Raw genomic sequence first — 9,624 nt, 5'->3', positions numbered from 1 at the left:
CAGGCACAGCCCCCACCGGCCCGGGCGCATCCGAAGACACCACCCTCGTCGGCTCGGGTGCCTCGGCACGCACAGCCCCCGCCGCCCCGGGCGCATCCGAGGACACCACCCTCGTCGGCTCCGGAGCCCCGGCACGCGAAGTCCCTTTCGGCTCCGGGGCCTCAGGCGGAACCACCCCCGACGGCCCGGGTGCCTCGGGCGGGGCCACTCGCGTCGGCCCGGCGGGTGCGCTCTGGGCTGGTGGATGCGGGTCGGCCGGACGAGCCGCCTTCTCCGCGCGGGGCGGCTCGATGGGGCCCTCGGGCGGCGCGGCCCGCGTAGGGGGATGCACGGACGCCCCGGCCGGGCGGGGCGCCGGTGCGGCCGCGGGCGTCTCGTCCGTCGCGTACGTGGTCATCCGGGTGCCGTCGGCGTACACCCAGTGCCCGTGGGCGGAGTCGTAGAGCCACACGGATTCGCCGTCGACGACGACGCCGATCCGCACGCCGTGGGTGCGGGCGCGGAACGCCTCCCGGTCGAGGCCGCCCGTGAGGTCCTCCACCGCGGAGCGGTAGCGCGCCAGCGCTTCCTGCGTCCGGCCCAGCAGCGGCCGCGGATCGGCGGCACGGGTGAGGGGGCCGTCCGCTGCGGGCGGATCCAGTGGTACGGCGACCAGGCGGCGGCCGTCGACCCAGGCCGACCAGCCGTTGAAGCACAGCACGTGGCCCCAGTCGCCCTGCCGCTCCAGCAGCTGCACCGGCAGCAGGGGGTCGAGGTCCACGGTGGGCCGGGCCGGGTCGGGGGCCTCCCAGGCGGGCATCCCGTGCTGCGGGACGACGTGCGTGGGCCGGAAGCCGGGGGTCGTCATCGGCGCTCCCTACTTCCGCATGACGGCCGGTTCGTGCCGGCGCAGCAGCCGGGACACGAGGAAGCCGAAGAGCACCGACAGCACGACCAGCATTCCGACGTCGAGCAGCCACGTGCCCGCCGAGTGCTCGAAGAGCGGGTCCTTCGTCAGGTCGTCGGGCACGATCCGGGCCAGCCCGACGGTGCCGGCCATCGCGGCCAGCGCCCAGCGCGCCGGCACCAGCCAGCCCAACTGCTCGAGCCCGGGGGTATCGGCCAGCTTCAGCAGGGCGCCGCAGAAGACGACCTGGACGATGGCGATGAGCACGAGCAGCGGCATCGTCACCTCTTCCTTGCGCACCAGCGCGGAGACGAGCAGGCCGAGCATCATCGCGGTGAACGCCAGCAGGGCGACCGCGACCGTGATCTCCACCAGGGGCGGCATCAGCACGCCTTCGCCGCCCGGTGCGTTGAGGTCGACGCCGAGCAGGGCGACCAGGGTCAGCACCACCGCCTGGAGCACGGTGATGACACCCAGGACGACGACCTTGGACATCAGGTACGCCGATCTGGACAGGCCCACCGCCCGTTCCCGCTGGTAGATCACCCGTTCCTTGACGAGCTCGCGCACCGCGTTGGCGGCCCCGGTGAGCACCGCGCCGACGCACAGGATGAGCAGTGCGTTCATCGCCGTGTCGAGCGTCAGCTTTCCGCCCGCGAGGGCCCGCGCCATGATGCCCATCACGAACGGCAGGGCGATCATGATGATCAGGAAGGTGCGGTCCGCGCTCAGCGCGGTCGCGTACCGGCGCACCAGCGTGCCGAGCTGGGCGGCCCGGCTGCGCGGCCGGGGCGGGGCGGTGATGACGACGGGCTCGGACCGGGGCTGTTCCGGCTGGGCCGTGGCGTCGGCCACGTACCGGCCGTGGAAGGGCGAGGTGAGGTATTCCTCCGCCCAGTCCCGGTCCATGTCGCGGTCGAAGGCCTCGAAGGCCTCCGGCCACTCCTCGAAGCCGAAGAAGGACAGGGCGTCCTCGGGCGGCCCGTAGTAGGCGGTCTTCCCGCCGGGCGCGAGCACGAGGAGCCGGTCGCACACGTCCAGGCTGAGCACGCTGTGGGTGACGACGATGACGGTCCGGCCGTCGTCGGCGAGGCCGCGCAGCATGTGCATCACGGAGCGGTCCATGCCGGGGTCGAGGCCGGAGGTCGGTTCGTCGAGGAACAGCAGCGACGGCTTCGTCAGCAGCTCCAGGGCCACGCTGACGCGCTTGCGCTGACCGCCGGACAGGCTGTGCACGTGCTGGTCGGCGCGCTGTTCCAGGCCCAGTTCACGGATGACCTCGTCGACCCGGGCGCGCCGCTCGGCCTTGGCGGTGTCCTGCGGGAAGCGCAGTTCGGCGGCGTAGGAGAGGGCTTTGCGGACGGTCAGCTGCGCGTGCAGGATGTCGTCCTGCGGGACCAGGCCGATGCGCTGGCGCAGCTCGGCGTAGTCGCGGTAGAGGTCGCGGCCGTCGTAGAGGACGGTGCCGTGGCCGGCGGGCCGCTGGCCGGTGAGGGCGTTGAGGAGGGTGGACTTGCCGGCGCCGCTCGGGCCGACGACGGCGAGCAGGCACTTCTCCCCGACCGGGAACGACACGTGGTCGAGGAGTGTCTTGCGGCCCCGGTCGACGGTGACCGCGAGGTCCTGCACGTCGAGTGAGACCTCACCGGTGTCGACGTACTCCTGGAGCTGGTCGCCGACGAGGCAGAAAGCCGAGTGGCCGATGCCGACGATGTCGCCCTGGCCGACCGGGGCGCTGCTGACGCGGCTGCCGTTGAGGTACGTGCCGTTGTGGCTGCCCACGTCGGTGATCTCGTAGGTTCCGTCGGCCAGGGCGCGCAGTTCGGCGTGCCGGCGGGAGACCAACAGGTCGTCGACGACCAGGTCGTTGTCGGGGGCGCGGCCGATGCGGACGGTGCGGGAGGGCAGCGGGCGTACGGTCGTGGGCTGCCGGTAGGTGCTGGTGTGGGCCGGCATGGAGACGGCGGAGGGGCGTTCCGGGGTGGGTGCGGCGGGAGCGGGGCGGCCCGTGAGGGTCATGCGCGGTCCGTCGGCCGGATTGCCGAAGCGGATGACGCTGCCGGGCCCGACGTCCCACTCGTGGATGCGCCGGCCGTCGGCATAGGTGCCGTTGGTGCTGTCCTCGTCCTCGATCGTCCAGTGACCGTCCTCGGGACGCAGCACCGCATGGTGCCAGGAGACCCGGTCGTCGTCGATGACGACGTCGCACAACGGGTCGCGCCCCACGTGATAGTCGCGGCCCGGGATCATCACGGTGATGCCCGTCTCCGTCTCCAGGACGAGCTCTGGTGCTACCGAGGGTTGCGCCATGGTCAAGATTCTACCGATTTGCCCCATTGTCCGCCTGGGCGAGCGGGTGGTCCGCAGGTCAGCCGACGGGGATGCCGACGAAGGGAGCGGTGCGCTGCATCCGCAGGGCGTCCACGGACTCGGCGAGCAGTTCGTATTCGGTGGTCTCGTCACTGGTGGCGATGCGCACCAGCCGTCCGGCCGCCAACTCCTCGGCGACCCGCTCCTGCTGGGCGGGGTCGGCGCACCAGGCGCGCAGCAGCATGGGCACGTCGGGCACGGTGTCGGCGACCGGCACGAGCGCGCCCGGCGGTAAGTGCTCGGCGTCGGGCCGGGGGTCGAGGCGCTGGGCGATCCAGGATGCGCGGTCGCGCAGCCACCACAGGGCGAGGGCGAGGGTGGGCGCCCGGTAGGTACCGAGGGGCACTCCGATACGGCGGCCGTCGCAGACTCCGTACGCCGTGACGTGGCACAGAAACTCGTCGTGCACGTGCCCCTCCCCCGTTGCGCTGCCCGTCTGCCGGCCCGGCTTCGCTTCTGCTGCGGCTCGCGTGCTGTGCGTGAGGGCGCCGTCGCTCGATGTGAAAAGCGCTCTCGCAGGTCAGTATGTTCACTACTGAATCACTGTCACCACGACTTTCCGGCCACTCTCCTGGCATATTCACACCGTGGGTTGGCCGAAATCCGGCGAGCGGACGCGACGACCCGTGACTCCGGAGGCAGTCGACGCTCCCGGCGGGCCCGGGCAGGGTGGTCGCACCGGGTTCACCGCGCGGGGGATCCGGCCCTGACCAGCAGGTACGACGTCTTGGAGGGTGGCCTCCCAGGGCCGCAGCCACCCACCGCCACGAGGACGCCCGCTGCTTCGAGGCCGGCAACGCCGAGGACCCCGCGGCACGCGCCAAGGCGGTCGGCTCGGCGCCGGCCGCCGGGTCGGTTGTGATCACGCTGGACGGGCAGGGCCGGATCAGGGCCGTGCCCGGATTCCTGGACCCGGTGCCCGCCGGGGTGTGAGTCCGGTCCCGGCGATGAGTTCTCCGGCGTCCGGCGGTCTGTGTGAGCAAGAGGCCACCGAGCGCCGGAGGACGTCATGGTCACCACGGGAGAACTGGACGAGGAATTCACCGCCGTCCTGCGCACGAGCCCCGCCGAGGGCGGCTGGACCTATCTGGTCTGGCCCCGGTCCGTCGAGTTCTTCGGCACGCGTGGCTTGGTCAAGGTCCGCGGGACGATCGACGGCCACCCGTTCCGCAGCTCGTTCATGGCGCTGGGGGACGGCACGCACAAGCTGCCCGTGAAGGCCGGGATCCGCAAGGCCGTCGGCAAGGAGGAGGGCGACACGGTGACCGTGCGCCTCGAGGAGCGGATCAGCACATAGCCGGCGTGCCCGGGGCGGCGGCCCCGGGCAGGCAGGAACGGCTACTGCTTGACGATGGCGTCGATCCGGGCCAGCTCGTCCGCGTCGAAGTCCAGGTTGCGGGTGGCGCCGACGCTGTCCTCGATCTGCTGCGCGCTGCTCGCGCCGACCAGCGCGGAGGTGACCCGGCCGCCGCGCAGCACCCAGGCCAGCGCCATCTGGGCCAGGGTCTGGCCGCGCGACTTCGCGATGTCGTTCAGGTCGCGCAGCCGGCCCACCAGATCCTCGGTGAGCGCGTCCGAGTTCAGGAAGGGGCTGTCGCTCGCGGCCCGGGAGCCCTCCGGGATGCCGTCGAGGTAGCGGGCGGAGAGCACGCCCTGCTCCAGCGGCGAGAAGACGATGGAGCCGACCTGGAGCTCGTCGAGGGCGTCGAGCAGGCCCTCGTCCTCGGGGCGGCGGTCCAGCATCGAGTAGCGCGGCTGGTGGATGAGGAGCGGGGTACCCAGCTCGCCCAGGATGCGCGCGGCCTCGCGGGTCTGCTCCGCGGAGTAGTTGGAGACACCGACGTAGAGCGCCTTGCCCTGCTGCACCGCCGAGTGCAGGGCCCCCATCGTCTCCTCGAGCGGGGTGTCCGGGTCGGGGCGGTGCGAGTAGAAGATGTCGACGTAGTCCAGGCCCATCCGCTTCAGGCTCTGGTCCAGCGAGGACAGCACGTACTTGCGGGAGCCCCACTCGCCGTACGGGCCCGGCCACATCAGGTAGCCGGCCTTGGTGGAGATGACCAGCTCGTCGCGGTACGGCGCGAAGTCCGTCTTCAGGAACTCGCCCAGCGCGGACTCGGCGGCGCCGGGCGGCGGGCCGTAGTTGTTGGCGAGGTCGAAGTGGGTGACGCCGAGGTCGAAGGCGCGGCGCAGGATGGCGCGCTGCGTCTCGACGGGCCGGTCCGGGCCGAAGTTGTGCCACAGGCCGAGCGAGAGCGCGGGGAGCTGCAGGCCGCTGCGTCCGGTGCGCCGGTAGGGCATGTCCGCGTAGCGGTCGGGGTGTGCGGTGTACAACGCGACTCCAGAGGGGTTGGCACGGTCAGGGTGAAACCGTGTCCACTCTGGCGTGACCTGCGCCCATGCGTCCAACAGAAGAATCCGATGGAATTCAGCGGCTACGCTTCTCAGTCATGGAACTGCGCCACTTGCAGCACTTCGTCGCGGTCGCCGAGGACCAGCACTTCACCCGGGCGGCGGAACGCCTCCTGGTGTCCCAGTCGGGCCTGTCGGCGTCCATCCGGGCGCTGGAGCGGGAGCTGCAGACGCCGCTGTTCGTGCGCACGACCCGCCGGGTGACGCTGACCCCGGCCGGGCGGGCGCTGCTCGGTGAGGCGGAGCGGATCCTCGCGCAGGTCCGCTCGGCCCACGAGGCGGTGGCGGCGGTGCAGGGCGTGCTGCGCGGGATGCTCGCGCTCGGGTCCGAGCAGTGCATCGCCGGGGTGCACGTGGCGGGGCTGCTGGCGGCGTTCCGGCGGCGCCACCCGGACGTGGAGATCTGTCTGCGGCAGGCGGGCTCGGGGGCCCTCGCGGAGGAGGTCGCGGCCGGGCGCCTGGATCTGGCGTTCGCCGTGCGCACCGCCCAGGAGGACACCGACCAATTGCGGGCCGTGCCGCTGACGAGCGAGCCGATGACCGTGCTGTGCCATCCGAGCCACCGGCTCGCGGCGGCCTCGGTCCCGGTGACGCCGGAGGATCTCGGCGGCGAGGTCTTCGTCGACTTCCATCCGGACTGGGGGCCGCGGCGCACCACCGACGCGGCGTTCGCCGCGGCGGGCGTCCGCCGCAGCGTCGCCCTGGAGGTCAACGACGTGCACAGCCTCCTCGACCTCGTGGACGAGGATCTCGGTATCGCCGTCGTGCCGCGCCACTTCCGGCACAAGCGCGCCTCGCTGACCGCCCTGCCGCTCAAGGGCGCCGGAGACGCGGTGTACGAGACGGTGGCCCTGCTGCCGCCCGAGCAGGCGACCAGTCCGGCGGCCCGGGCGCTGATGGTCCTGCTGGCAACAGGGGGTCCGGCGCCAGTCCAGGAGGGTGTCCACCCGTCCTGCCCCGATCCGTCCCGTCCAGCGGGCTCGTGACCGTTCCCGAAGCCGACCACGGTCAGGAGCACGGCAGATGACGGGTCCCACACGACGGAACGCGCTGCGCGGCACGGCGGCGATCACGGTCGCCGGCGCGCTCGGCGGCGCCGCTCCGGCCTTGGCGGCGCCCGCGGCAGCGCGCCGCTTCCCCTTCCTGGAGGGCGCGTCCGAGCCGGCCACCGAGGAGCCGACGGCCTTCGACCTGCCGGTCACCGGTGTGCACCCCGGCCGCGGGGCGTCGGACCTGGTGATCCTTGCCGCCCAGGACATCACCGGTGAGCCGGTGGCCCGGATCCATCTCCCGGGCCGGGTTCCGCCGGGCTTCCACGGGAGCTGGATTCCCCACGCGTGACTCCCGGCGATGCGCGAAGGTGGAGCTATGCATGCGAAGGACATCCTCATCGACGGCTACCACCGCATCCGCGAAGAAGTCCACGCCACGGTCGAGGGTCTCGGGCCCGACGAACTGAGCACCCGCCCCACCCCCGACACCAACTCGATCGCCTGGCTGGTCTGGCACCTCACCCGCGTCCAGGACGACCACATGGCCGACGCCTTCGGCCTGGAACAGGTGTGGCTGTCCCAGGACTGGGAGAAGCGCTTCGGGCTGGACCTGCCCCGCCGCGACACGGGCTACGGCCACAGCCCCGCCAAGGTCGCCAGGGTCCGGGTCGACTCCGGCGAGCTGCTGACCGGCTACCACGACGCCGTGCACGACCAGAGCCTGCACGCCCTGCGCGGCCTCACGGCCAAGGACCTGGAGCGCGTCATCGACGAGCGCTGGGACCCGCCGGTCACCCTGGGCGTCCGGCTGGTGAGCGTCCTGTCCGACGATCTCCAGCACGTCGGACAGGCCGCCTACCTCCGGGGGCTGCTTCAGAGCTCGGCGGCGTAACCGGGCAGCACCACGTCGCGAATGAGTGCGTTCCGCTCCTCGAACGGGACGAACGCGCTCTTCAGGGCGTTGACGGTGACCGTCCGCAGATCCTCGACGGTCCAGCCCGCCTGCTCGACCAGCAGGGACATCTCGCGGGTCATGGTGGTGCCCGAGACCAGCCGGTTGTCGGTGTTGAGGGTGACGCGGAAGCCGAGGTCCTTCAGTGCGGTGATCGGGTGCTCGGCGATCGAGGTGGCGGCACCGGTCTGGAGGTTGGACGTCGGGCACATCTCCAGCGCGATCCGCCGGTCGCGCACCCAGCCCGCGAGCCGGCCGAGCTTGCCCGCCGCGAGGTCGGGGATGTCGTCGGTGATCCGCACGCCGTGCCCGATGCGCTGGGCGCCGCACACCTGCAGGGCCTGGTGGATGCTGGGCAGGCCGTGCGCCTCCCCGGCGTGGATGGTGAACGGCACGTTCTCGCGGCGCAGGTGCTCGAAGGCCGCGAGGTGATCGGCGGGCGGGAAGCCGTCCTCGGCGCCGGCGATGTCGAAGCCGACGACACCCGCGTCGCGGAACGCCACGGCGAGGTCGGCGGCCTCCCGCACCCGGTCGAACATCCGCATCCCGCACAGCAGGGTGCCGACCCGCACCGGCGTGCCCGCGGCGGCCGCCTTGGCCATGCCCGCCGCGAGGCCCTCCTGGACGGTCTCCACGACTTCGGCCATGGTCAGCTCGCCCCTGGTGTTCAGCTCGGGGGCGTAGCGCACCTCGCCGTAGACGACACCGTCGGCGGCCAGGTCGAGCACGTACTCCTCCGCCGCGCGCAGCAGGCCCTCGCGGGTCTGCATCACGGCGAGGGTGTGCTCGAAGGTGGCTATGTAGCGCACCAGGTCGCCGGAGTTGGCGGCCTCGTAGTACCAGGCGGCGAGCTCGTCCGGATCGGTGGTGGGCAGGGTGTGGCCGACCGCTTCCGCCAGCTCCACCACGGTGGCGGGGCGCAGGCCGCCGTCGAGGTGGTCGTGCAGCACGGCCTTGGGGAGGCGGCGGATCAGGTCGGTGTCTACGCGCATAGCAGTCATGGCGGGTCTTTCCTCGGGCGGGTGGTTCGAAGCGGCGGGAAGGGGTCAGCCGGCGGGCTGGAGAAGGTCCCAGCGGTTGCCGTACAGGTCCTGGAAGACGGCGACGGTCCCGTACGGCTCGTGCCGCGGCTCCTCCAGGAAGCTCACGCCCGCGGCGGTCATGCGGGCGTGGTCGCGGGTGAAGTCGTCGGTGTGCAGGAAGAACCCGACCCGTCCGCCGGTCTGGTCCCCGGCACGGGCGGCCTGGGCCTCCCCTTTGGCGCGGGCCAGCAGCAGGCCGGTGCCGGTTCCCGTGGTGCCGGGTTCGACGACGACCCAGCGGGATCCGTCGGGCCGGGGCGCGTCCTCGGCGAGCCGGAATCCGAGGGCGCCGGTGTAGAAGCGGATCGCCTCGTCGTAGTCGTCGACGACGAGGGTGACCAGGGCGATACGTCTCATCGATGCCTCTCGGAGCGGGCGGTTGACCGGAGAGGTTATACGTAAAACCCCGGGGATGCCAACTGTCCGGCCGACTCCTTCGACCGCTTCTGTACCTACTAGTATGTACATTGCGATCAACGACCCTGGAGGCCCCATGCCCTTCGTCCGCATCGACACGCTCCGGGCCGGACCCGAGCGCCTCGCCGCACTCGGCCGCGCCGTCCACGACGCCCTGACGGAGACCATCGGCATCCCGCCCGACGACCGGTTCCAGGTCCTGGTGGACCACGACGGCACGACTGGCACCCTGCGCTACGACGACTACCCCGGCATCCACCGCGACGACGGCATCGTCTACGTCGCGATCACACTGCGCTCCGGCCGCACTCCCGCGCAGAAGCAGGCGCTGTACCGCAGGATCGCCGAGCTCGCCCAGGCCGGTGCGGGCACCGAGCCGCGGAACGTGTTCGTCGTCCTGACCGAGAACGAGTCGGCCGACTGGTCACTGGGAGAGGGCGTGGCGCAGTATCTCCGGAGTCCTAGTAGTGCTTGGTCAGGTCGGTGTGCGGGTGGGTATGTCGCGGTTGCAGGTGG

General features: G+C 72.0%; 10 protein-coding genes and 1 pseudogene. 5 read left to right on the top strand and 6 right to left on the bottom strand.

Features of this window, described 5'->3' with window-relative positions; all coding sequences use genetic code 11:
• The 3 genes from ACFU3E_RS35010 to ACFU3E_RS35000 form a co-directional block, all read right to left on the bottom strand.
• Positions 1–847: hypothetical protein (locus ACFU3E_RS35010; RefSeq protein ID WP_384167742.1), on the bottom strand; the 847-nt coding region annotated here is incomplete at its 3' end.
• A gap of 9 nt (positions 848–856) precedes the next feature.
• Entirely contained in the window at positions 857–3,196 is a 2,340-nt protein-coding gene (locus ACFU3E_RS35005; RefSeq protein ID WP_384167739.1) for an FHA domain-containing protein, read from the bottom strand.
• 58 nt (positions 3,197–3,254) lie between these two features.
• The gene (locus ACFU3E_RS35000) at positions 3,255–3,665 is read right to left on the bottom strand and encodes a hypothetical protein (protein WP_384167736.1); all 411 of its coding nucleotides are present in this window, start codon (positions 3,663–3,665) and stop codon (positions 3,255–3,257) included.
• A 600-nt stretch (positions 3,666–4,265) separates the two neighbouring features.
• On the opposite strand from ACFU3E_RS35000, the gene ACFU3E_RS34995 reads away from it, so the two are divergent.
• Positions 4,266–4,553: a DUF1905 domain-containing protein gene (locus ACFU3E_RS34995; protein ID WP_384167733.1), complete on the top strand. Its 288-nt coding sequence runs from the start codon at positions 4,266–4,268 to the stop codon at positions 4,551–4,553.
• A 41-nt stretch (positions 4,554–4,594) separates the two neighbouring features.
• On the opposite strand, the gene mgrA is transcribed toward ACFU3E_RS34995, so the two are convergent.
• A complete protein-coding gene (mgrA, locus tag ACFU3E_RS34990; protein ID WP_384167730.1) occupies positions 4,595–5,587 on the bottom strand; it encodes an L-glyceraldehyde 3-phosphate reductase in 993 nt (330 codons plus the stop codon).
• 116 nt (positions 5,588–5,703) lie between these two features.
• On the opposite strand from mgrA, the gene ACFU3E_RS34985 reads away from it, so the two are divergent.
• From ACFU3E_RS34985 to ACFU3E_RS34975, 3 genes and pseudogenes are all read left to right on the top strand, one after another.
• Positions 5,704–6,651, top strand: a complete 948-nt coding sequence (locus ACFU3E_RS34985) for a LysR family transcriptional regulator (RefSeq protein WP_384167727.1) — start codon at positions 5,704–5,706, stop codon at positions 6,649–6,651.
• Between the two features lie 220 nt (positions 6,652–6,871).
• Positions 6,872–7,006, top strand: a pseudogene (locus ACFU3E_RS34980) (carotenoid oxygenase family protein); the annotation flags it as partial.
• Between the two features lie 27 nt (positions 7,007–7,033).
• Positions 7,034–7,549, top strand: coding sequence for a DUF664 domain-containing protein (locus tag ACFU3E_RS34975; protein WP_384167724.1), 516 nt, complete (start codon positions 7,034–7,036; stop codon positions 7,547–7,549).
• On the opposite strand, the gene ACFU3E_RS34970 is transcribed toward ACFU3E_RS34975, so the two are convergent.
• Positions 7,531–8,610, bottom strand: coding sequence for an adenosine deaminase (locus ACFU3E_RS34970; protein ID WP_384167721.1), 1,080 nt, complete (start codon positions 8,608–8,610; stop codon positions 7,531–7,533). The genes ACFU3E_RS34975 and ACFU3E_RS34970 overlap by 19 nt on opposite strands.
• A gap of 45 nt (positions 8,611–8,655) precedes the next feature.
• Positions 8,656–9,048, bottom strand: a complete 393-nt coding sequence (locus tag ACFU3E_RS34965) for a VOC family protein (protein WP_384167718.1) — start codon at positions 9,046–9,048, stop codon at positions 8,656–8,658.
• Positions 9,049–9,184: 136 nt separating this feature from the next.
• On the opposite strand from ACFU3E_RS34965, the gene ACFU3E_RS34960 reads away from it, so the two are divergent.
• Positions 9,185–9,624, top strand: a 440-nt coding sequence (locus ACFU3E_RS34960) for a tautomerase family protein (protein WP_384167715.1), incomplete at its 3' end; no start/stop codon positions are given.

This window comes from Streptomyces sp. NPDC057424 (assembly GCF_042803315.1).
Lineage (GTDB): Bacteria > Actinomycetota > Actinomycetes > Streptomycetales > Streptomycetaceae > Streptomyces.
This window is presented reverse-complemented; position numbering and strand designations above follow the sequence as displayed.

What these genes read in the sequence shown, in the direction of transcription:
- ACFU3E_RS34970 (WP_384167721.1), bottom strand. Translation starts at nt 8,610, where the DNA reads ATGACTGCTATGCGCGTAGACACCGACCTGATCCGCCGCCTCCCCAAG.
- ACFU3E_RS34975 (WP_384167724.1), top strand. Translation starts at nt 7,034, where the DNA reads ATGCATGCGAAGGACATCCTCATCGACGGCTACCACCGCATCCGCGAA.
- ACFU3E_RS34985 (WP_384167727.1), top strand. Translation starts at nt 5,704, where the DNA reads ATGGAACTGCGCCACTTGCAGCACTTCGTCGCGGTCGCCGAGGACCAG.
- ACFU3E_RS34995 (WP_384167733.1), top strand. Translation starts at nt 4,266, where the DNA reads ATGGTCACCACGGGAGAACTGGACGAGGAATTCACCGCCGTCCTGCGC.
- ACFU3E_RS35005 (WP_384167739.1), bottom strand. Translation starts at nt 3,196, where the DNA reads ATGGCGCAACCCTCGGTAGCACCAGAGCTCGTCCTGGAGACGGAGACG.
- ACFU3E_RS34965 (WP_384167718.1), bottom strand. Translation starts at nt 9,048, where the DNA reads ATGAGACGTATCGCCCTGGTCACCCTCGTCGTCGACGACTACGACGAG.